Genomic DNA, 22,859 nt, shown 5'->3' with positions numbered 1-22,859 from the left:
AGGATGCAATGGGACTATTGTGGTCAGCCAGCTGACAAGCCGTAGTCCAAATGATTGCCGGACAACCGATTCATTCCGCAGGCATGTTAAGGTCTGCACCTGATTCGTACTCCCTGGACCCGTGCATGCCCCTTTGTATTTCCCGTCGTTGGCCCCTGCGCCAACTGATCGCTGCCTCCAGCCTCGTTTTGCTAGTCGCCTGCGCGGAAAAACCGACCGCCGCCGACGCCCAACCGCTTCAGACCCTCCCCGTTGCGACAGCCCCTGCGGTCATTCCGCCCGTGGTTCCGACCGGTGAAGACCTCGACATCCAGCCCACCCAGACCTTCGCCGAATGGCAGGCGGGGTTCCGCAAGGACGCTCTGGCCGCCGGTATCCGCGCCGACCTGTTCGACCGCGCCTTTGCCAATGTCAGCCTCGACACCAGCGTCATCCGCGCCGACCGCAGCCAGCCGGAATTTGCCCGCCCTGTGTGGGAATACCTCGATGGCGCCCTTTCGCCGCTGCGGGTACGCAAAGGCCAGGCGCTGGTCAGCCAGTACGCCGACATCCTGCAAAGCATCGAACAGCGCTACGGCGTCGATCGTCAGGCACTGGTCTCGGTGTGGGGCATGGAAAGTAACTTTGGGCAGTTCCAGGGCAACAAGTCGGTGATTAATTCCCTGGCGACTTTGGCCTATGAAGGTCGGCGTCCCGGGTTTGCCCACGCACAACTGATCGCCGCCCTGCAGATCCTGCAACAGGGTGATATCGAGCCTGAGAAAATGCTTGGTTCCTGGGCCGGCGCCATGGGCCAGACCCAGTTCATCCCAACCACCTACAACACCCACGCCGTGGACTTCGATGGCGATGGTCGCCGCGACATCTGGGGCAGCCCGGCCGACGCGCTGGCCTCGACGGCGCATTACCTGCAAAGCTCAGGCTGGCAGAAAGGCCAGCCATGGGGCTTCGAGGTGCAGCTACCGGGCAGTTTCAACTACGTCCTGGCCGATGGCACGATTCGCAAGAGCGTCGCTGAATGGCTGCAACTGGGTGTCACCCTGCCCAATGGCGGTCGGGTTCCGCCAGGCTCCGAACAGCTGTCAGCCGCCCTGCTGCTGCCGGCCGGTTACCGTGGCCCGGCGTTCCTGGTCCTCGACAACTTCCGCGCGATCCTCAAGTACAACAACTCGTCGTCTTATGCCCTGGCCGTTAGCCTGTTGTCCGAGCGTTTCAATGGCGCCGGCCTGATCAACGGCACATGGCCGAAAGATGATTTGCCGCTGAGCCGTACCGAGCGGATCGAACTGCAAAGCCTGTTGAGCGCTCAGAACTACGACGCGGGCACCGCCGACGGCATCATCGGCGCCAACACCCGCAAGGCGATCCGCAGCGCCCAGCAGTCGTTTGGCTGGCCGGCGGATGGGTATCCGACGCACAAGTTGCTCGAAGGCCTTCGTAACCGCTAAAAGCATCGCGGGCAAGCCATGCTCCTACAGGTTCAGCGATGTTCACAAAATGGGTGAACGACGCGTTACCTGTAGGAGCATGGCTTGCCCGCGATGACTGACTATCAGACGACCAAGCTCTACGACTTGATCACCACATCCTGCTCCAACACCAATTCCTTGCTCCCCGCATCCAATCTGACCAGCGCGCCCATTGGCAGCGTCAAATTCGGATCGCAATGCCCGCTGCGCCACCCTGCCAACACCGGTATCCGCAAAGGCGCAAAGGTCTGCTTGAGCAAGCGCTCCAAGGCAACCGTATCAACCCCCGCCACATCCCCCACCAAAACCCCGCGCAGCTTGTGCAGCGTGCCGGCCAGGCGCAGATGGGTCAGCAGCCGGTCGATGCGATACAGCGGCTCGTTAATGTCCTCGATGAACAGGATGACGCCCTCGGCATCCAACTCATACGGCGTACCCATGGTCGCCGCGATCAGCGACAGATTGCCCCCCAGCAAGCGTCCGTGAGCGATACCAGGCTCAATCGTCGTCAACGGGTAGGCGACTGGGTGCGCCAGCACGCTGCCCGCCTTCACCTGCCCTCTGAGCATGTTGAAGAATGAAGACTCGGTAGGTTTTTGCTTGTCACCCAGCAGGTCGGCGTTGAGCATCGGGCCATGAAAGGTCACGAAGCCCGCATAACGGCTGATCGCCAAGTGCAGCGCGGTGATGTCGCTGTAGCCGATGAACGGCTTGGCATTGTTGCGCAGCAGTTCAAAGTCGATACGATCGAGCAACCGCGGCGTACCGTACCCCCCACGCAGGCAAATGATCGCGTCGACCTCACTGTCGGCGAACGCGGCGTGCAGGTCATTGAGCCGTACATCATCACTGCCGGCTAAATAATCATCTTTCTCGTACACGCCAGGGAAAACCCGCAGTGAGTATCCGCGAGCGCGCATCCAGGCGATGGCATTGTCGGTGTCCAGCGCTGCGGGACCGGCGGGCGCAATAACGCCGATCAGCCCTTGCGACGGCAAGGCCGGAACGGGTGCGTGAGGACAAAGGGTGTGAGTCGGTCGAACGGTCATCCATGAATCTCCCTGCGTGAATGCGTCAAGCACACAGTAGTCAGGAACGGGGACAAACAGAAGAGGGTCAGTCGCGCCGAAAGTTGCAGGAAAAGTCTGTCATTGCCGTGGGCAGGCAAAAAAACGCCCGCGAGGCTGAATGCCTGCGGGCGTTTTTCATGTCTGGCAGCCGATCAGGACGACATCAGCTCCGCTTTAACCAGTTTCGCCTGCTCGTCGGCGTGGTACGAGGAACGCACCAGTGGGCCGGAAGCGACGTTCTTGAAGCCCATCTTGTAACCTTCCTCGGCGAACCAGGCGAACACGTCCGGGTGCACGAAACGCTGGACCGGCAAGTGGCTGCGGGACGGCTGCAGGTACTGGCCCAGAGTCAGCATGTCGATGTCGTGTTCGCGCATGCGTTTCATGACTTCGATCACTTCTTCGTCGGTCTCGCCCAAACCCAGCATCAGGCCGGACTTGGTCGGAATGTGCGGCATCATCTGCTTGAAGCGTTGCAGCAGGGTCAGCGACCACTGGTAATCCGAACCCGGACGCGCAGCCTTGTACAGGCGCGGTACGGTTTCCAGGTTGTGGTTGAACACATCCGGCGGCTCGGCAGCGGTGATTTCCAGCGCAACGTCCATGCGGCCACGGTAATCCGGGACCAGGGTTTCGAGCTGCACGTTCGGCGACAGCTTGCGGATCTCGCGGATGCAATCGGCAAAGTGCTGTGCACCGCCGTCGCGCAGGTCGTCGCGGTCGACCGAGGTGATCACCACGTACTTGAGTTTCAGGTCAGCGATGGCGATGGCCAGGCTTTCCGGCTCATTGGTGTCCAGTGGCTTCGGACGACCGTGGCCAACGTCGCAGAACGGGCAGCGACGGGTGCAGATGTCGCCCATGATCATGAAAGTCGCGGTGCCGCCGGAGAAGCATTCGCCCAGGTTCGGGCAGGACGCCTCTTCGCAGACACTGTGCAGCTTGTGTTTGCGCAGCAGGGCCTTGATGCGGTCGACTTCCGGGGAAACCGGGATACGCACGCGAATCCAGTCAGGTTTCTTCGGCAGTTCGGTGGTCGGAATGATCTTCACCGGGATACGTGCAACCTTCTCGGCGCCGCGCAGCTTCACGCCGGCTTCAACCTTGGCACGCGGGGCCGGACGCTCGGTGACATCCAGCGTCGGGATCATGGTTTGCACTGCATCAGTAGTCATATCAGTCGATTCCGCCCGTTAGGGTCGTCTGCTCAGCATAGTCGAGGTGTTTGACGAGCTGCGCGCGCAGCCGGGCACTTACCTCGGCAAATTCAATCGATCCTGCGTGATCGCTCAGCTGGGTCATCGCCAGCCCGGCGTAGCCGCAGGGATTAATCCGTCGAAACGGTTCCAGGTTCATGTCCACATTCAGGGCCAGGCCATGAAAGGAGCAACCGTGGCGGATCCGCAGACCCAGAGAAGCGATTTTCGCCCCATTGACGTAGACACCCGGAGCATCCGGCTTGGCCACGGCGGTCACGCCATAGCTGGCCAGCAACTCGATCAGGCATTGTTCCATGCGGCTGACCAGGTCACGCACGCCGAAACCCAGCTTGCGTACGTCGAGCAACAGGTAGGCCACCAATTGGCCGGGACCGTGATAAGTCACTTGACCACCGCGATCAACCTTTACCACCGGAATATCTCCCGGGAGTAACAAATGTTCAGCCTTGCCGGCCTGCCCCTGGGTGAATACCGGTGGGTGCTCGACCAGCCAGATCTCGTCCGCGGCATCGCTGCCGCGTTCGTTGGTGAAGCGCTGCATGGCGTGCCAGACCGGCTCGTAAGCCATCTGGCCGAGCTCGCGAAAGCCCACCGCGGCAGACATCACAGCACCATGTGCACGAAACCGGTAGCCCGCAACTCGCTGTTGATGTCGTACAGCTGTTCCTGGCCGGTGGCGATGATGTGCAACTGGATGGTCGTGTACTTGCCGTTGGTACTCTGGCGCTCGGCCAGGGTCTGGTGGTCAACGGTCGCGTGTTTCTCAAGGATCGCGATGATCTTGTCCTTGAAACCCACGCCGGTGTCGCCGATCACCTTGATCGGGTAATCCGCGCAGGGGAATTCGATTTTTGGCGCCTTTACTTCGGTGTCTGTCATGGCGTAACGGCCTCGTAAGCCGTGGCAACGGACATGGCCCCGTTCCGGATTGGAACAGGGCCATGCAGGTCCACACTAATTCAGTTGAACAAGCCGTAGAAGAATAGACGGATGCTATCCCACATGCGGCGGAAGATACCACCCTCGTCGACCGCGTCCAGAGCGATCAGGTCAGCGCTATGCACGACTTTGTCGTCCAGCTTCACTTCGACTTTACCGATCACGTCGCCCTTGGCGATTGGCGCAACCAGTTGCGGGTTCATGGTCATGCTCGCGGCGAGCTTTTTCAGCTGGCCTTTTGGCAGGGTCATGGTCAGGTCTTCAGCCAGGCCGGCCTTGACTTGATTGGTGGTGCCTTTCCAGACAGGAGCCTGAGCCAGCTCGGCGCCTTTCTGATAGAACGTCTGGGTTTCGAAGAAGCGGAAACCGTAGGTCAACAGCTTCTGGGTTTCGGAAGCGCGAGCCACTTCACTGTTGGTGCCGAACACCACAGCGATCAGGCGCATGCCATCACGCACTGCCGAAGACACCATGCAGTAGCCGGCTTCGTCGGTGTGACCGGTTTTCAGGCCGTCGACCGTCTTGTCGCGCCACAGCAGCAGGTTACGGTTAGGTTGCTTGATGCCGTTCCAGAAGAACTCTTTCTGCGAGTAGATCGCGTAGTGAGCCGGGTCTTCGTGGATGATCGCGCGAGCCAGCACCGCCATGTCGTGCGCCGACGAGTAGTGCTCCGGGTTCGGCAGACCGGTCGGGTTCATGAAGTGGCTGTTGGTCATGCCCAGATCGGCCACGGTTTTGTTCATCATGTCAGCGAAGGCGTCTTCGCTGCCGGCGATGTGCTCGGAGAGCGCAACGCTGGCGTCGTTACCCGACTGAATGATGATGCCGTGCAGCAGGTCGCTGACCGTGACTTGCGAGCCGACCTTGATGAACATCCGCGAACCGCCGGTGCGCCAGGCGTTTTCGCTGACGGTTACCGGGTCGTTTTCGCCGATCTGGCCACGACGGATTTCCAGGGTCGCGATATACGCGGTCATCAGCTTGGTCAGGCTGGCCGGAGGCAGACGCTGGTCACCGTTGTTCTCCACCAGCACGTTGCCGCTGCTGGCGTCCATGAGTACATAGGCTTTGGCGGCCAGTTGCGGTGGCGACGGCATCATCTCGACCGCGAAAGCGGCAGGCGAGAGGAGCAGCGGTACTAGCAGGCACAGTCGTTTGGCAAAGGTGGTGATGTTCATCCGTCTCTCGAAATCGCTAATGGAAACTGCCCTAAGGGGCAAAACTAATCAGACAGCTTTCTAACGAGCTGTCGCGTGTTCAGTTGTTCACTCAGAACCCTTGCCGGGCTTTTGTTCTTTAACGAGCCAACAACCAGGTCCACCCCCCAAACCGCAAGCGAACCGTCAATCAAGTACTACGTATTACTCGGCAGTGACCAGGCTCGGCGAACCGAGATTGGCCAGGCGCACACTGTTCTGCACTTGCTGGATTTCACCCGGAGAGCCGATCGGCCCCAGGCGCACCCGATGCAGCGTCTGTTGATTGCGCACGATCGAACTGATGAACACCGGAGCGCTCACCATCCCGCTGAGCTTCGATCTCAGGAGTTCTGCAGCGTCCGGGTTGGCGAACGCGCCCACCTGCAGATACTGGCCAGAGGCTGGTACAGAAGCGTTTTTTTTTGCACTGATCGGCACAGGCACGGTGTCCGAAGCGTGTTGCTGCGGCGGTGGCGTCCATTGCTCGACCGTCCCCGCCGAAGCCGTAATCGTCGGCGCGGCATTTTGCGCTACTTGAGGCTCATTGAGCATCAAAGGCGCCGGACGGCCTTTCGCGGCCCACCACTGTTGTGGATCGATACCTTCAACCTTGACCCGCGCGGTGCCGATTTCGGCGTAGCCCAGTTTCTTGGCCGCTGCGTAGGACAAGTCGATGATCCGGTCCGAATAGAACGGCCCACGGTCGTTGACCCGCAGGACTACGCTCTTGTTGTTGTCCAGGTTGGTCACCCGAACGTAACTCGGCAGTGGCAAGGTCTTGTGAGCAGCACTCATGCCGTACAGGTCGTAAACCTCGCCATTGGCGGTGTTCTGACCGTGGAACTTGGTGCCATACCAGGACGCAGTGCCCGAGGCCACGTAGGTCTTGGATTCCTGCAATGGGAAATAGGTCTTGCCCAGCACGGTGTACGGGTTGGCTTTATAAGGACCGCTGTGCAGGGTCGGCGTGGCATCCGGGATGCGCGATACATCGACGTCCCACCACGGCGCGCCATCTTTGTGCGCACGGTTGATGTCCAGGCCTGGCGCTGCGCGCACGGCGGTGGAAGACTTTTGGGTCGGCGAACGGCTGGTCGAACAACTGGCGATCAGCACCGCCAACGCGGCGAATGCCATCAGCTTCAGGGGTTTATTCATAGGCAATGCCCGCATTACTTGACGCCCCGTGCTTGGACCAGCTGTTCAGACAGTTGATGTACGGCCATGGCGTACATCACGCTGCGGTTATAACGCGTGATTGCGTAAAAATTCGTCAGACCCATCCAGTATTCGGGGCCATTGTCACCTTCCAGGCGGAAAGCCGTGACCGGCATATCATCGCGCAGCGCATCATGACTTGACCACCCCAGCGCCCGCAACTCCCCGACGGTTTTAGTCGGTTCGATGCCCGTGGTCAAACCTTCGTCCACCTGATCGCCACGTACATCGGCGCGGCTGACCACCGGTTCGCCGGCGACCCAGCCGTGACGCTTGAAATAACTGGCGACACTGCCAATGGCATCGTCCGGATTGGTCCAGATATTAATGTGGCCGTCACCGTCGAAGTCCACCGCATAGGCACGAAAGCTGCTCGGCATGAACTGCGGCAACCCCATGGCTCCGGCGTAGGAACCTTTGAGAGTCAGCGGATCGACCTGCTCTTCCCGGGCCAGCAACAGGAACTCACGCAATTCCTTGCGGAAGAATTCGGCACGGGGAGGATAGTCGAAACCCAGGGTCGACAAGGCGTCGATTACCCGGAAATTTCCGGTATTGCGGCCGAAAAAGGTCTCAACCCCGATGATGGAGACGATTACCTGGGCCGGTACGCCGTATTCCTGCTCGGCACGGGCCAGTACCGCCTCGTGCTGACGCCAGAAGTCCACACCACGGGCGATGCGCGCGTCGGTGATGAACATCGGGCGGTACTCGCTCCACTGCTTGACCCGCTCGGCCGGTTTCGAGATCGCGTCCAGAATCGACTGCTTGCGCTCGGCTTCGCGGAACACCCCCATCAGTTGTTCACCGGCAAAACCGTAGTCGCGGGTCATTTCACCGACGAATTCGGCCACTTGGGGTGAGCCTTCGTAATCGCCGGCCAACGCGTCCTGCGCTGTGCCAAGGATGCTTACCAGGCCGACCCATGGCGCATATCGAGTCGCCCAGCCACGCATTACTTGCATTGAAATCTTCACCTTATTCAAACCTGAGCGATCCACTTGCGATGGGTATGGATCGACATCAAAACCCCAAACGCTGACAGCAGCGTCACCAGCGAAGTTCCTCCGTAGCTAATGAACGGCAACGGCACCCCCACAACCGGCAACAGGCCACTGACCATACCGATGTTGACGAAAACGTAAACAAAAAACGTCATGGTCAGGCTGCCCGCGAGCAATTTGCCGAACAATGTCTGGGCCTGAGCGGTAATCACCAGCCCGCGGCCGATCAACAGCAGGTAAATCAGCAGCAGTGCGCAGATACCCACCAGGCCGAATTCTTCGCCCATGACCGCAATAATGAAGTCGGTGTGGCTTTCCGGCAGGAAGTCCAGGTGCGACTGAGTGCCAAGCAACCAGCCTTTGCCGAACACGCCGCCGGAACCGATGGCGGCTTTCGACTGAATGATGTTCCAGCCAGTGCCCAACGGATCGCTCTCCGGATCGAGGAAGGTCAGGATTCGCTGTTTCTGGTAGTCGTGCATGATGAAGAACCACATCGCCACGGCCACCGGCACGGCGGCGGCGATCACGCTGATGATCCAGCGCCACTTCAAGCCACCCATAAACAGCACAAACGCACCGCCGGCCAGAATCAGCAGCGAAGTGCCGAGGTCGGGCTGACGCACGATCAGGATGAAGGGCAAGCCAATCAGAAACAGACTGACACCCACATGCTTGAGCTGCGGCGGCAAGGTGCGCTTGGACAAGTACCAGGCGATGGTCGCCGGCATCAGAATCTTCATGAATTCCGAGGGCTGGAAGCGGATTACCCCGGGAATGTTGATCCAGCGCGTAGCACCCATGGCGTTGTGGCCCATGACATCCACCACCACCAGCAACAGCACACCGACCACATAACCGACTGGCACCCAACGGGCCATGAACCGCGGTTCGAATTGGGCGATGACGATCATCGATACCAGACCGATGCCGAACGAAGTGGCTTGCTTGGCCAGCAGATCCCAGCTTTTACCGCTGGCCGAATACAGCACGAACAGGCTGCCGGCGGCGAGCGTCAACAGCAGGATCAGCAACGGGCCGTCAATGTGCAGGCGTTGCAACAGCGTCGCACGGCGACGCATCACATCCTCACTGGAGAGGATGCGATCGAAATTACTCTTCACGGGCCGTAGCCTCCGCACTGATAGGGCTGGCGTATTCGGCTTTCAGTCGGCCGTCCTGGTCCAGGAGCCAGGCGTCCATGACTTGACGCACCACGGGCGCGGCGACGCCGGAACCGGATTCACCGTTCTCGACCATCACCGACACCACGATTTGCGGGTTGTCGGCCGGCGCGAAGCCGACGAACAAGGCGTGGTCGCGGTGACGCTCCTGAACCTTGGAACGGTCGTACTTCTCACCCTGCTTGATCGCGACCACCTGGGCCGTACCACTCTTGCCAGCAATCCGGTATTGCGAACCGATCGCCGCTTTGCGCGCAGTGCCACGGGCACCGTGCATCACCTGCTGCATGCCGTGGTTGACCTTGGTCCAGTCGGACGGGTCACGCAGGATGATGTCCGGCATCGGGTTTTCATCCTTCGGCCGCTCGCCTTCAACGGTCTTGGCCAGGTGCGGACGGTTCCACACCCCCTTGTTCGCGACCAGCGCCGTGGCCTGGGCCAGTTGCAAGGGCGTTGATTGCATGTAGCCCTGACCGATCCCCAGAATCAGCGTCTCGCCCGGGAACCAGGCCTGACGACGGGTTGCCCGCTTCCATTCCCGTGTCGGCATCAGCCCCGGCGACTCTTCGAACATGTCCAGCGAGACCTTCTGGCCAATGCCGAACTTGCCCAGGTAAGCCGACAGCCGATCGATCCCCAGCTTGTGGGCCAGGTCGTAAAAGTAGGTGTCGTTGGAGCGCATGATCGCCGTGTCCAGATCGACGTAGCCGTCGCCGGTACGGTTCCAGTTGCGGTACTTGTGATCGTAATTGGGCAGCTGGTAATAGCCGGGGTCATACACCCGACTCGACGCGTTCACAACGCCAGAATCCAGGCCGGCAATTGCCACGGCCGGTTTGATGGTCGAACCCGGCGGGTACAGGCCGCGCAGCACGCGGTTGAACAGTGGCCGGTCGATGGAGTCGCGCAGCTCGGAATAGGCCTTGAAGCTGATGCCGGTGACAAACAGGTTCGGGTCAAAACTCGGCTGACTGACCATCGCCAGGACTTCGCCGGTTTTCGGGTCCAGCGCCACCACTGCGCCACGGCGACCGCCGAGTGCAGCTTCGGCGGCCTCCTGCAATTTGATGTCCAGGCTCAGGACGATGTCCTTGCCGGAAATCGGTTCGGTACGTTTGAGTACCCGCAGCACGCGGCCACGGGCGTTGGTCTCGACTTCTTCGTAACCGACCTGACCGTGCAATTCGGGCTCGTAGAAGCGCTCGATGCCCGTTTTGCCAATTTGATGGGTGCCGCTGTAACTCACCGGGTCCAGAGACTTGAGCTCTTTCTCGTTGATCCGCCCCATGTAACCCACTGAGTGCGCAAAGTGCGCGCCCTGCGGATAGTGACGCACCAGCTGCGCGACCACTTCCACGCCCGGCAGACGGAACTGATTCACCGCGATGCGGGCGATCTGTTCTTCGGTCAGCTCGAACAGGATCGGCACCGGCTCGAATGGCCGGCGCCCCTGACGCATGCGCTTCTCGAAAATCACCCGGTCCTCGGGCGTCAGCTCCAGCACTTCGACAATGACGTCGAGCACTTGCTGCCAGTCGCCGGAGCGCTCGCGGGTCATGCTCAGGCTGAAGCTGGGCCGATTATCGGCCACCACCACGCCATTGCGGTCGAAAATCAGCCCGCGGGTCGGCGGAATCGGCTGCACATGGACGCGGTTGTTTTCCGACAGGGTCGAGTGGTACTCGTACTGGATCACCTGAAGAAAATACAGCCGCGCGATCAGCACACAGATCAGCGACACCACCGCAATTGCCCCGAACACGACGCGGCCACGCACCAGACGGGCGTCTTTTTCGTGGTCCTTGATGCGGATCGGCTGGGGCATGAGGGCAGAACTACTTGTGGTAAGGGTGGCCGGACAGGACTGTCCAGGCACGATACAGCTGTTCGCCGATCAGGATTCGCACCAGCGGGTGCGGCAACGTCAGCGGCGAGAGCGACCAGCGCTGATCGGCCCGGGCACAGACTTCCGGCGCCAGCCCTTCGGGGCCGCCGACCATGAAATTCACCGTGCGCGAGTCCAGCCGCCAGCGATCGAGCTCGACCGCCAGTTGCTCGGTGCTCCAGGGCTTGCCGTGGACTTCGAGGGTCACAACACGCTCGTTCGGCCCGACCTTGGCCAGCATGGCTTCGCCTTCCTGACGGATGAAGCGCGCCACGTCGGCGTTCTTGCCACGGGTGTTGAGCGGTATTTCCACCAGTTCCAGCGCCAGCTCGGACGGAAGACGCTTGGCATATTCATGCCAGCCTTCTTCCACCCACTTGGGCATGCGAGAACCGACAGCGATCAGTCGCAGTCGCACAGCGGTCCCTTATTGCTGGTCTTTGTTGAGCTTGACGAAGTGCTCATGGGTGTTTTCCGGGCTGTGGTGAGCCGCGTTCAGAGCACGGCTCTGTTCTGCACCGGACCACAGACGCTCCAGGTCGTAAAACTGACGAGCCGAAGCGGTCATCATGTGCACGATGACATCATCCATATCCAGCAGGACCCAGTCGCTGTCGCCCTTGCCTTCTTCACCCAGCGGCTTGACGCCCTGGGCTTTGACCGCTTCGCGGACCTTATCCAGCATCGCGCCGATCTGGCGGTTGGACGTACCGGTGGCGATGATCATGAAGTCAGTGATGCTCTGCTTTTCACGAACGTCGATCACCTGGATGTCCTGGCCCTTGACGTCTTCCAGGGCCGCTACGGCAACCTTGACCAGCTCTTCGCCGCGCAGCTCGGGGCCGGTTGGAACTTCTACTGGCAGCGGGGCGCTCTTGAACGTGCCTTTGCGCTTTACTTTAGTTACGTCTTTGTTCGTCATATAAAACTCGTTTTGCTCGTATGTTCGGGCGCTTCGGTACACGCGTTCACGTGTTTTGAAGCGCGCCCTTTTTCAGTTCGACGCACGGTAGAGACCGTGCGCATCGATGTAGGCCAGGACCGCGTCGGGCACCAGGAAACGTACCGACTTACCGCTGGCCAGCAGTTGACGGATCTGGGTGGCGGATACCGCGAGCGGTGTCTGCCAGACGAATGCAATCTGTCCGCTCGGCCCTTTGAGGGCCAGCGGGTCGCTCACCGAGCGTGCCGCCAACAGATTGCGCAAGGCATCCGGCGGTTCGCTGTCGGCATCCGGGCGTTGCAGCACCAGGATGTGGCAATGCTGGAGCAACTCTTCCCAGCGGTGCCAAGTGGGCAGGCCGCAAAATGCGTCCCAGCCCAAAAGTAGAAAAACCTGGTCGGAGGCGGCAATTTCTGCGCGCATCAGTTCCAGGGTGTCGATGGTGTAGGACGGTTTGTCCCGCTGCAATTCGCGGGCGTCCACCACCAGCGGCGCCACACCGGCCACCGCGCACTCGACCATCGCCAGACGGTCTTTCGCCGATACCTGCGGCGTACCGCGATGAGGCGGTCTGGCACTGGGTGTCAGACGCAGCTCATCGAGCGCCAGCGATTCGGCGACTTCCAGCGCACTGCGCAAATGGCCGATGTGCACCGGATCGAAGGTTCCGCCCAGCATGCCAATGCGTCGAGGCGCAGGCTCGCTGGCGGTTACCGGGGCTGACAGGTCGAGGTCGCCCAAGTCAGTCCGACGCCTGGCCGCGCAACTGGCCATCACCGACCACGATGTACTTCTCGCAGGTCAGACCTTCGAGGCCCACCGGGCCGCGGGCGTGCAGCTTATCAGTAGAAATGCCAATCTCGGCACCCAATCCGTATTCGAAGCCATCGGCGAAGCATGTCGGGGTGTTGATCATGACCGACGATGAATCGACTTCCGCGACGAAACGCCGGGTGTCGGCCAGGTTTTCGCTGACGATCGAATCGGTGTGATGGGAGCCGTACTTATTAATGTGCTCGATGGCCTGGTCCAGCCCGTCGACCACACGGATCGATAGAATGGGCGCCAGGTACTCGGTGTTCCAGTCTTCTTCGCTCGCTGCAACAGCCTCGATGATCGCCCGGGTGCGTTCGCAGCCGCGCAGCTCTACGCCTTTTTCGCGGAACTGTGCAGCCATCGACGGCAGAAAATCCTTGGCGACCGACTGGTCCACCAGCAGGGTTTCCATGGCACCGCAGATACCATAGCGGTAAGTCTTGGCGTTGAACGCGATGCGCTGGGCTTTCGGCAGGTCGGCATGAGCACTGACGTAAACGTGACAGATGCCGTCCAGGTGCTTGATAACCGGCACGCGAGCGTCACGGCTGACGCGCTCGATCAGGCCACGGCCACCACGGGGCACGATAACGTCGACGTATTCCGGCATGGTGATCAGCGCGCCAACGGCGGCACGGTCCGTGGTTTCGACCACTTGCACCACGGCGGCAGGCAAATCGGCTTCGGCCAGACCGCGCTGGATGCAGGCGGCAATGGCACGATTGGAATGAATCGCCTCGGAGCCGCCACGCAGGATGGTCGCGTTGCCGGACTTCAGGCACAGGCTGGCGGCATCGATGGTCACGTTCGGCCGGGATTCGTAGATGATCCCGATCACGCCCAACGGCACGCGCATCTTGCCGACCTGAATGCCCGACGGCCGAAAGCTCATGTCGCGGATCGCGCCGACCGGGTCCGGCAGAGCCGCCACCTGACGCAAACCGACGATCATGCCGTCGATGCGTTCCGGGGTCAGCGCCAGACGCTCAAGCAATGCAGGCTCAAGACCATTGGCGCGGCCAGCGGCCAAATCCAGTTCATTGGCAGCCGTCAGCTCGGCGCGTGCGGCGTCCAACGCATTGGCAGCAGCCTGCAAGGCGCGGTTTTTCTGCGCGGTGCTGGCACGGCCGATGACGCGAGAAGCTTCGCGGGCAGCGCGACCCAATCGGGTCATGTAGTCAAGAACGGACTCAGTCATGGTCTGGAGTGGTCTTTGCTAAGGTCTTGGTAAAGAGTAAAGCGGCAGATTATAGCTGTCGCGTCCCGGGACTAACAGCGGTGACGGGCGGATGGTCGAAATGGAGGGCAATTTGCCGACGTTCAGCCGTGATTAAGCTGCAAATTGTTATCATCGCGGCTCAATCAGCCCTGATAAACACCGTTCATCATGACTAACCTGACTGTTCGCACGCCCGCGACAAGCCTGCCCAAGGGGCTCGCGGATGCATTTTTCGACAGAGATGCCCAAACGCTGGCTCGGGATTTACTCGGCAAAGTCATTCGTCACCGGGTCGGCGACCTGTGGCTCAGCGCCCGGATCATCGAGACCGAAGCCTATTACTTCGAAGAAAAAGGCAGCCACGCCTCCCTCGGCTACACAGAAAAACGTAAGGCTTTGTTTCTGGATGGCGGCCACATCTATATGTACTACGCCCGTGGCGGCGATTCCCTGAACTTCAGCGCCCAGGGGCCGGGCAATGCTGTGCTGATCAAATCCGCCTATCCGTGGGTCGATGACTTGAGCGGGCCGGCGAGCCTGGCGCAGATGCTGTTGAACAATCCCGACGCTCAGGGTCGCCCTCGCCCCTCGCAAAAACTTTGTGCCGGACAGACGTTGCTCTGCAAAGCGTTGGGCCTGAAGGTTCCGGTCTGGGACGCAAAGCGCTTCGACCATGAAGTGCTGCTGGTGGAAGATGTCGGCCCGGCGCCCGCTCACATCATACAAACCACGCGCCTGGGCATTCCCCACGGCCGCGATGAGCATTTGATGTACCGTTTCGTCGACGCGGCTTACGCGCCGTATTGCACGCGCAACCCGTTGCGACGGGGGCAGGTCGAAGGTCGCGATTATTTTTTGCTGACCTGAACAATGAAAATCCAGTGTGGGAGCGGGCTTGCTCGCGAAGGGGCCCTTTCAGTCGATATTAGTGCCGACTGACACTCCGCCTTCGCGAGCAAGCCCGCTCCCACAGGGGATTTATAGCGTTTTGAAGATCGCGTTTGTCCCTTGGGGCCAATTGAATAATCGATGGAGTTGTTTTTATGGGCCCATGGCTCGATAGCGTGACCGGTTGGTTGACGGTCAACCCGCAATGGCTGGCCGCGGCGGTGTTCATAGTGGCCTTTGTGGAATGCCTGGCGATTGCCGGGTTGATCGTACCTGGCACGGTGCTGCTGTTTGCCGTGGCGGTCCTGGCCGGCAGTGGCGCGCTGTCACTGGGTGAAACGCTGCTGCTGGGCTTTCTCGCCGGGGTGCTGGGGGACATCGTTTCGTACTTCATCGGGCGACATTTCCATCAGAACATCCGGCGCCTGCCAGGGTTGCGCCATCATCCGGAATGGATCGCCGGCGCCGAAGCGTATTTCCAGCGCTACGGCATCGCCAGCCTGCTGGTCGGGCGCTTCATCGGTCCGCTGCGGCCGATGCTGCCGATGGTCGCGGGGATGTTCGACATGCCCTTCCCGCGCTTCGCCGCCGTCAGCTTGCTGGCCGCCGCTGGCTGGAGCGTCGCTTACCTGCTACCCGGTTGGGCCACGGGCGCGGCGATTCGCTTGCCGTTGCCGGAAGGTTTCTGGCCACAGGTCGGGCTGGTGATCGGCAGCATCGCGGCGCTGGTAGGCCTGAGCGTCAACAGCAGCGTGCGCGCTCATCGCCTGGTGACCGTATACATCGCCGGCCTCAGCCTGGTGATCCTCGGTGGGTTGTTTATTGGCTTTGCGCATCTGAACGCCTTCGATCAGGGCTTGATGACGCTGATACAGGAGCACCGCAGCCCGCTACTGGATGAAGTAGCGGTGATGCTCACCCAGCTCGGCGAGTTCAAAAACATGTTCGTGATCAGTGCGGTGCTGACGATCCTGCTGTTGGTTACCCGACAATGGCGACACATGCTCTTCGCCGGCAGCACGCTGCTGATCACCGCGCTGGCGAACACCGGAACCAAAAACCTGTTCGCCCGGATGCGCCCGGAAGTACTGGCCGATCCACTGAGCAGCTACAGCATGCCCAGTGGTCATTCGTCTGGTTCGTTTGCGCTGTTCCTGACCCTGGCGGTACTGGCTGGCCGAGGCCAGCCAACGCGCATGCGCCTGACCTGGCTGCTGCTCGGCTGCTTGCCGGCTGTGTCCATCGCCATGTCGCGGGTTTATCTGGGCGCGCACTGGCCAACCGATGTCCTGGCCGGAGCGGTACTGGCAGCTTGTGTTTGTGCGGCCAGCCTGGCCGTGACCCAGCGCCAGACAGTCCTGAATCCGATGCCGACCAAAGTCTGGTGGTTGGTCTTGCCGGTGTTGATGGCATTGCTCGGCTTCTTCGCACTGTGGAATTTGCCTCACGCTCTGTTGCGTTACTCGTACTGATAGCGAAGGGCTCGCAGCTTCTCCTTTCGAAGAGAAGCTGTGAACTGCCTGGACTGACCGCTATTACCGTCAGAAGATCGCAGTAGTTGATGAAACAGCGCCCCATATTTATGGTGTGGCTTAATTCAACCTCAACTTACAACATCATTGCATCAACAGTATTTTTACTGCCGCCCCTCTTTTCGAAAGCATAGTTATGCCGCCTTCTCGAAGTTACACCCTCCTCCCCCCAACCCATCAATACATAAAACCCTCAAAAAAAGCGTCCGCGAGAGCATATAAAACAACCAAAGCTATAAATATGTACCGCACCTGCAACATCCACCTCAACAATACTGTTCAACGCCAACATGAGGCCCAAGAACCGAATTACATCTATATGAAAAAAGAGATACGCGAACCATGTCCACGCCTTCCATATCCACCGGGCAAAATCCAACACTGCCGATAAACATCCGTATTACCGAAACGCCCCCTTCTCTCTCGGCACGGATGCCCTCATCCACGCCCCAAGATGAACAACGTCGGAACAGACTCTTACTCCAGGATCAATTGAACGGTCCGGTTCGCATTGGCGAATTAACCATCAGTCGCCAGGACTTGTATGACATGGGGGCAAGACTCAATGGCCAGGTGATCAACGCAAATCATCCGATTCAGCTTGAGCCCGACCAGACGTTCATAAACGCCCTGCAATTTGATCCGGCCAAGATCGAGGGCAGGCTGCAATCCCCTCAACATAGCGACAGCTGCGCGGGGTTGTTGTTTGAACTCGGCGTTCTACGCTCGGCCTGCGCCCAATCTGTGCTTTCAGCATCATCCTCCGACTTGTCAGCGTCCATGCAAAGCCTTGGCAAACTGCTGGACTCCGCCCAGCAATTGTCATTGAGTACCCCATCGCTGCCTGAAAACCTGCCGAGCTGGGCCGACAAGGTCAAAAGCCGCAGCATGACCAGCATGGGCGTCGGGCTCCAGGGTTACGGCATCTACAGCGGCATCATGGGCACCGCAGAAGCACTGAAGAAAGGCGACCTGGTTGAAGCCGGCATCAACGTAGGCGGGATCACTGCCGAGGTGGGGTCTTTGTTCCTCGAGCGAGGTCTGGAAAACATCGGCAGAAACATGATGCTCAGTGGCGGCAAGGTGTTTACAGGGTTCAGCAAAACCAGTGCCGGCAAGTACCTGGCACGCGGCGCCGGCCTGCTTGCCAGTGTCCTGACTCTTCCCTTCGATATCTACACCGCCATCAAAGCGTTCAACGACGCCGCCAGCGCCACCGGCAAACAAGCTCAGGATCACTACTTCAATGCAGCGCTTAGCCTGACCAGCGCCGGGCTGAGTATTGTTCTGGGTATAGCGGCTCTTGCCGGTTTCAGTGCCGCCGGCCCGATCGGGATTGCGGCGGGTGCCGTGCTCATCCTGGGTGCAAGAATTTACGGTGCCGCCCGCCAGGTCGATGACATCGACGATTACATTACATTGAGCACCCACGAACGCTTGCGCTCGGGTTGGTTTGCGTTCACCGGGCAAACCATGGATCGAGACATTCTCGACCGCTACCTCGTCGCCAAAACCGACAGCAACTACAGCGAGCTACTGAGAAAGACGGCCCGAGGTTGGCTGGACAACGAATTGAAAGACACTGTCGAAGCGGTAGTGTTAGGCAGCTATCAAGTCGAATTGCAGACCGTCAAGCACTGGAAATACCAGTGGGACGATGCTGGCGGCGAAAGTCCTTACATCGAGGAAAAGGAAGCCGTCATCAAGGAAACCGACGACACGTTCGATGCCAGTGAAGGCATCAGCCACATCCCGGGCGCAATCATCGGCAGCGCGGGCGAGCACAAGGCCATCCTCTGGCAACTGGGAGGCGGCGACGACACCGTTGTGGGGGTTAGGGACAAACCCAACCAGTTCAGCTACGGCGCGGGAAAAAAGACCCTCACTGGTGGCGACAAGGATGATATTTTCAGCTTTCGGATCGCCGCCGACACTCTCCAGCCCACCGATCTGTCAGGCAGTCAGCTGCGAGGTGGTGCCGGCAATGACACGCTGCAACTGGAAGGCAAGGTCTCGCGCGACAAGCCGCATCAGGGCGTGCGCATTGACCTGCAAACAGGGCAACTGAACCTGCGCGTCAGCCCCGACACCCCGCCGCTGCGCTTTGAGTCTGTGGAAACTGTCGAAACACTGGCGGACGCCGCGAATAGCATCACCGGCAGTTCGCAGGCGGACCGAATCGTCCTGCGTGGAAACGCGGACATTGCCGACACCGGCGCAGGTGCCGACACGATTGTGATCAAAGGGCCAAACAGCCAGGCCAACGGCGGTCCCGGCGAAGATCACTACATCATCGCCGACAAAACCGACGCCACCACACTGATCGAAGATGGCCAGGACCCCAGTCTCATCGACCTCGACTGGACGCTCGAACGCATTCAAGGCTGGCGGGTCGAAGGGACTTCGCTGGTGCTGTCCGCTCTTCACGGCATAGATGGAGAACTGCCGCAGATCACCGTCACGGTCAAAGGGATTTATCGCCAGGAAGCCGACAAGCGCCTGCTGTGCAACGACAAACTGATAGTGCGCACCAAGGATCTCTACTCACTCAAACCTGACTTGCCGCAACAGCTCGATGGCCGCGACAGCGTCGACGTCAACGCAATCATCCTGGCGCGGGGCAAACCTGCAACCCCGCCGCAACTGTTGAAGGGAGGAGACCATGTCGCCTCCAGCGCACCGCACTCAAGCTACTTCGTCTATCGACATTTGGCGTCGACCGTACTGGCTGTCCGGCACGTGAGCGAAACGACGCTCAGCACGCTATTCCTGGATTACGACAGTCATGAAATAGAAGCCGTAGAGGCGGAGTACACGGTCAGGTCAACCCGCAACATCAACTCCAACTACCTGCGCTACCAAGACGTCAACTTGACCTTGCGTTTCACGGATCAAAAGCGCCTGACGCTGAAAGACATGGCCCGCAATCGCCCGGGGGTCGGTAGCAATGTCATGGGCAACCTGATCGCGTCGGGGCTGATGCCCACACACAACTTTGTGCTCATCATGCGCGACGGAATCTCCTATCGGGTAGGACTGCCGCACCATTCCTATCTTGAAGACCAACTCCAACAGGGTCACAGGACTGTATTGACGCCCCGCTCGCTGGTTGAGCGCAGCGGTCACTACCTGATGCAGCAACCCGCTGCCCACCCGCCCACCGTGCTTAAACCGCAGGACTTGCGGGTGGACATCCAGGCCGCGCCCCAGGCCGGCATTCTCGTGCTGGAGGGACAGGCCGCGACCTACGACATTCATCCGGCGGCCGACACCATCCTCAGGCTGTCGACTTCGGTCGCGATTGCCACTGCCATCGGTACCTCAACATGGAATATTCATACACAGCACCTGAGTGAGACGATCGGCCGCGAGCACATCCGCCTGAGCGGCGCACAACTATGGGTCAGCCACATCCTTATTCTGCTGCCCAATGACGAGACCGGTGACGCGCTGATGGAAACGGTGCGTGTTTTTACCTCATCCGGTCACCGGTATGACATCGAACAGGAATTTGCCGTGGTGCTTCTGGCAGAAATCAATGCCCAGGCCTATTCCAGCATCGACGCGATCCAGGCAGGGATCCGTCTGCATCGCCAAGGCAACGAACCGATGACCGACCTGGTGCTCATCCGCAATCTGCAATTGCGTGACGATGACAGCAAAGCCATTTACTACGACAGCGTCGCCGAAGACTGGACGCTCGAAGGTGACTGGTCGCGCAAGCTGCAACATGAGGACATGCACATCGTGCGCGCGCCCGTGAACGAAACCCCAACGAATCAATGATCGAATGCGTCACACCTGATTTCATTCAAATACCGTTTCAACACTGGAAAGGATTCCAACATGGCACCCAAACCACCGATATCTTCGATACCCAAAATCAACCTGCCTGAGCTGCCGACGACGACCCCGCCGCGACTGCAAGCGGATGCGTCGCTGCCGGGCACTCGCGTGAACACAGGGCTGGAGTCGATGCAACCTGCTGCGGGATGGCCTGATGGCACGCCCCATGCGCCTGGGCTGACACCCGGTCTGTTGCCCGACGTCCCGCAGCCGATACAAACACAGGCACTCGCTGGGTCCACGGTGCCGACACGTCCTCTCGGCAATGATCCATTGAATGGGTTTCGAGTGTCGGTCTACTCGGCAAACACGTTGCCCCCGCCAAACGACGCCGGCTTGCGAATCCATGCCCAACGCATGTACGCCGACATCCCGGGCAACGGTACAGTCCAAGTCAGCTATGACGCAGGCACGAACACATACCGGGCACAACGTCGCTTCGAAGTGACGCCCAGCGGACCGGTATTGCACCTGAACAACGATGGAAAAAGCTGGAGCCTCAATCCTCCCGCCCCGCCGCCAGTAAACATGTCAACGACTGCTATCGCCCCACGCATCTACCTTGATAGCACACACTATGTCTGGAACCCGGACGCAACAAACCTTCAGGGATACGTCGTTCTGCATCGAAAAAGAGGCCTGGACGCACACGTAGGACCCGAAACCCATATGGCCTTTCAGGATGACAACGGTTCGTTCGTCAAAGTCGAACCGGGCTCGACCCCGATCGACCAGCCGGCGGCCAAGCTAGCGGCGTGGACCGATCGTGACCTGTGGGATATGTACGATCTTTCCGGCAGTGATATCACCCGTTTCCGCGACGAAGTCACGGTCACCGGGATGAAGCCGCAATGGGCCTCCATTCGACAGGAGCGGCTTCAGAAATCGTATCTTCTCGATGAACTTCGCCGCTGGTTGGCGCCACATATGAGCCGGGATGAATTTAACCGGCGAATGGAGCCTCTGAACTATTCGGTCGAGCAATGGGCGGCGCAACTCGACAGGGTCAGTCTCGATTCGGTCGCCAGGCGCCAACGTGAAGTACACAAACGCAAGCTGGCCAACCCGCAAGCGCAAACCGGAGCCGAGGCAAAGCGCCCACGCCTGGCGGACGAGCAATCCCCCACAGCGGATAGTCCCGCAGTGCCCGACTACATTACGAAGTCCGTTGAGTACGGAGCACTGAGAGACCAACTGATCGAACAACTTCGATCCCTGACAAGCACGGGACCAGCCACGAAATCGCTGGAGGAGATCACCCGCCAGATTCAACCCTACAACCTGTCGACGCGACAGCTCTCGCGACTGGTCAGTGACGTGCAGGCCCAAGGGCGCATTCCCCAGTGGGTCGAGGACCTCAGACATTCTTCCATGGACGAAACCAACCCTCATCGGTTCGATGAAGTCTACGAAGAACTGTTGCCCGAGATACTGCACCTCAGAAACCAGTCAACCGGCAACATCGCCTTCTCCGACAACTTCACCCGTCCATATCTCAATGCCCTGCTCACAAAGGCCGGGTACCAGCGCAACAAATACAACTGCTTATACAGAACCGATATTCCGGCCATGTTCAGGGGGGACGACCGCAACCCCTTCGAGTTTTTCGAGGATCACATGCGCCCACGCCAGAAACACGGTGTCGGATCAACCACACAAAAAGCCGTGAGCGCAACGTTCAGTCTATCGGAGGCGTATGTACATGCTCGCAGCGCTCCAGAGGTGGAAGCGTTGCTGTATGACACTCAGCATCACAAATACCCAGGGGAATTAATCGACTACAGCGGAACCCGCAGATACGAAGAAAGAGGCAAAAGTTCATCAAGCAGTGACGATAGTTCATCAAGCAGTGACGATAGTTCATCCAGCAGTGATGAGGACAGCTCAGGTAACCCGCTCTTACGCTTCCATGACAAACACTACATCGCAAAAAGGCAAAATCAGCGCATCGGATTTACCTATTTGCTCGACACCCGCAATATTGAAGTTGTGCCTGGCGAAGAAAACCTGGCTTTCAATGCCTATGCGCGAACCGAAAAAAAGCCCGGTGAAAAGATCTGGTTTCCCGACGATTCATATGAAGGCCACATTTCAATGTCTGCGCGCGGCTTAAGTGCTGACAGGATCTGGCTGATCAACTCGAGCGGGACACGTGCAGCGAAGATCAATGACATCTGCGCCCTGTACCTACGTCAGCCCGAGTCCGCCAGGCACAGACCCCGTGCGGGCAGACCCATTGAAGAAAGAACATGGAGCGGTGACCACAACGAGTGGGAATATGACGACTTGATCGATCAGGCCGCAAACTTTGGCAAACCTGTCATCAAACTTCCTGACGGGGAAATATACTCTAACGACATTGTGTTTCCATAAGGTCAGCTCTGCTCATCGTTGAATAAGACCGGCCCTCGACTTCCGGGAGCCGGT

At 59.6% G+C, this 22,859-nt stretch carries 18 protein-coding genes; 5 read left to right on the top strand and 13 right to left on the bottom strand.

All coding sequences use genetic code 11. The features are described from left to right. Positions 1-125: 125 nt before the first annotated feature. Positions 126-1,448, top strand: coding sequence for a lytic murein transglycosylase (locus tag IB252_RS26745; RefSeq protein WP_111451166.1), 1,323 nt, complete (start codon positions 126-128; stop codon positions 1,446-1,448). Positions 1,449-1,567: 119 nt separating this feature from the next. Here IB252_RS26745 and IB252_RS26740 read toward each other — a convergent pair whose 3' ends face one another. From IB252_RS26740 to IB252_RS26680, 13 genes are all read right to left on the bottom strand, one after another. Next, on the bottom strand, positions 1,568-2,518 hold the full coding sequence (locus IB252_RS26740; RefSeq protein WP_192410817.1) for a S66 peptidase family protein: 951 nt from the start codon (positions 2,516-2,518) through the stop codon (positions 1,568-1,570). A 173-nt stretch (positions 2,519-2,691) separates the two neighbouring features. Continuing rightward, complete coding sequence (gene lipA, locus IB252_RS26735) at positions 2,692-3,714, bottom strand: lipoyl synthase (RefSeq protein WP_008152832.1); 1,023 nt, start codon at positions 3,712-3,714, stop codon at positions 2,692-2,694. A 1-nt stretch (position 3,715) separates the two neighbouring features. Beyond that, complete coding sequence (lipB, locus tag IB252_RS26730; RefSeq protein ID WP_056744566.1) at positions 3,716-4,363, bottom strand: lipoyl(octanoyl) transferase LipB; 648 nt, start codon at positions 4,361-4,363, stop codon at positions 3,716-3,718. Further along, the gene (locus tag IB252_RS26725; RefSeq protein WP_150641215.1) at positions 4,363-4,638 is read right to left on the bottom strand and encodes a DUF493 domain-containing protein; all 276 of its coding nucleotides are present in this window, start codon (positions 4,636-4,638) and stop codon (positions 4,363-4,365) included. Before IB252_RS26725 ends, lipB begins: the two co-directional genes overlap by 1 nt. A gap of 80 nt (positions 4,639-4,718) precedes the next feature. After that, positions 4,719-5,876, bottom strand: a complete 1,158-nt coding sequence (locus tag IB252_RS26720; RefSeq protein WP_033054153.1) for a D-alanyl-D-alanine carboxypeptidase family protein — start codon at positions 5,874-5,876, stop codon at positions 4,719-4,721. A 183-nt stretch (positions 5,877-6,059) separates the two neighbouring features. Further along, positions 6,060-7,070, bottom strand: a complete 1,011-nt coding sequence (locus IB252_RS26715; protein WP_192410816.1) for a septal ring lytic transglycosylase RlpA family protein — start codon at positions 7,068-7,070, stop codon at positions 6,060-6,062. Continuing rightward, entirely contained in the window at positions 7,070-8,080 is a 1,011-nt protein-coding gene (gene mltB / locus IB252_RS26710) for a lytic murein transglycosylase B (protein WP_192410815.1), read from the bottom strand. The genes IB252_RS26715 and mltB overlap by 1 nt, the downstream gene beginning before the upstream one ends. A 17-nt stretch (positions 8,081-8,097) precedes the next feature. Continuing rightward, positions 8,098-9,201 (bottom strand): rod shape-determining protein RodA, encoded by a 1,104-nt coding sequence (gene rodA, locus IB252_RS26705; protein WP_192410905.1) that lies wholly within the window; start codon positions 9,199-9,201, stop codon positions 8,098-8,100. Between the two features lie 31 nt (positions 9,202-9,232). Further along, complete coding sequence (gene mrdA, locus IB252_RS26700; protein ID WP_111451171.1) at positions 9,233-11,128, bottom strand: penicillin-binding protein 2; 1,896 nt, start codon at positions 11,126-11,128, stop codon at positions 9,233-9,235. 10 nt (positions 11,129-11,138) lie between these two features. Then, positions 11,139-11,606 carry a 23S rRNA (pseudouridine(1915)-N(3))-methyltransferase RlmH gene (gene rlmH / locus IB252_RS26695; protein ID WP_007937439.1) on the bottom strand — a complete coding sequence of 156 codons (468 nt, stop codon included), beginning with the start codon at positions 11,604-11,606 and terminating at the stop codon, positions 11,139-11,141. A 9-nt stretch (positions 11,607-11,615) separates the two neighbouring features. Further along, complete coding sequence (gene rsfS, locus IB252_RS26690; protein WP_111451172.1) at positions 11,616-12,110, bottom strand: ribosome silencing factor; 495 nt, start codon at positions 12,108-12,110, stop codon at positions 11,616-11,618. 72 nt (positions 12,111-12,182) lie between these two features. After that, entirely contained in the window at positions 12,183-12,872 is a 690-nt protein-coding gene (gene nadD / locus IB252_RS26685) for a nicotinate-nucleotide adenylyltransferase (RefSeq protein WP_263864884.1), read from the bottom strand. A gap of 1 nt (position 12,873) precedes the next feature. After that, positions 12,874-14,145, bottom strand: a complete 1,272-nt coding sequence (locus IB252_RS26680; protein WP_111451174.1) for a glutamate-5-semialdehyde dehydrogenase — start codon at positions 14,143-14,145, stop codon at positions 12,874-12,876. A 189-nt stretch (positions 14,146-14,334) separates the two neighbouring features. Between IB252_RS26680 and IB252_RS26675 the strand changes: the two genes are divergently transcribed. From IB252_RS26675 to IB252_RS26660, 4 genes are all read left to right on the top strand, one after another. Next, complete coding sequence (locus IB252_RS26675; protein ID WP_192410814.1) at positions 14,335-15,033, top strand: DNA-3-methyladenine glycosylase; 699 nt, start codon at positions 14,335-14,337, stop codon at positions 15,031-15,033. A gap of 176 nt (positions 15,034-15,209) precedes the next feature. Further along, positions 15,210-16,526 (top strand): bifunctional DedA family/phosphatase PAP2 family protein, encoded by a 1,317-nt coding sequence (locus IB252_RS26670; RefSeq protein ID WP_192410813.1) that lies wholly within the window; start codon positions 15,210-15,212, stop codon positions 16,524-16,526. Positions 16,527-17,135: 609 nt separating this feature from the next. Then, positions 17,136-20,372, top strand: coding sequence for a calcium-binding protein (locus tag IB252_RS26665; RefSeq protein ID WP_192410812.1), 3,237 nt, complete (start codon positions 17,136-17,138; stop codon positions 20,370-20,372). A gap of 60 nt (positions 20,373-20,432) precedes the next feature. Beyond that, positions 20,433-22,805, top strand: coding sequence for a hypothetical protein (locus IB252_RS26660; protein ID WP_192410811.1), 2,373 nt, complete (start codon positions 20,433-20,435; stop codon positions 22,803-22,805). The last annotated feature ends 54 nt before the right edge of the window (positions 22,806-22,859 follow it).

The organism is Pseudomonas sp. PDM10 (genome assembly GCF_014852295.1).
Classification (GTDB): Bacteria; Pseudomonadota; Gammaproteobacteria; order Pseudomonadales; family Pseudomonadaceae; genus Aquipseudomonas.
Note: the sequence above shows the minus strand (reverse complement) of the source record. Positions and strands in the feature narration are given on the sequence as shown.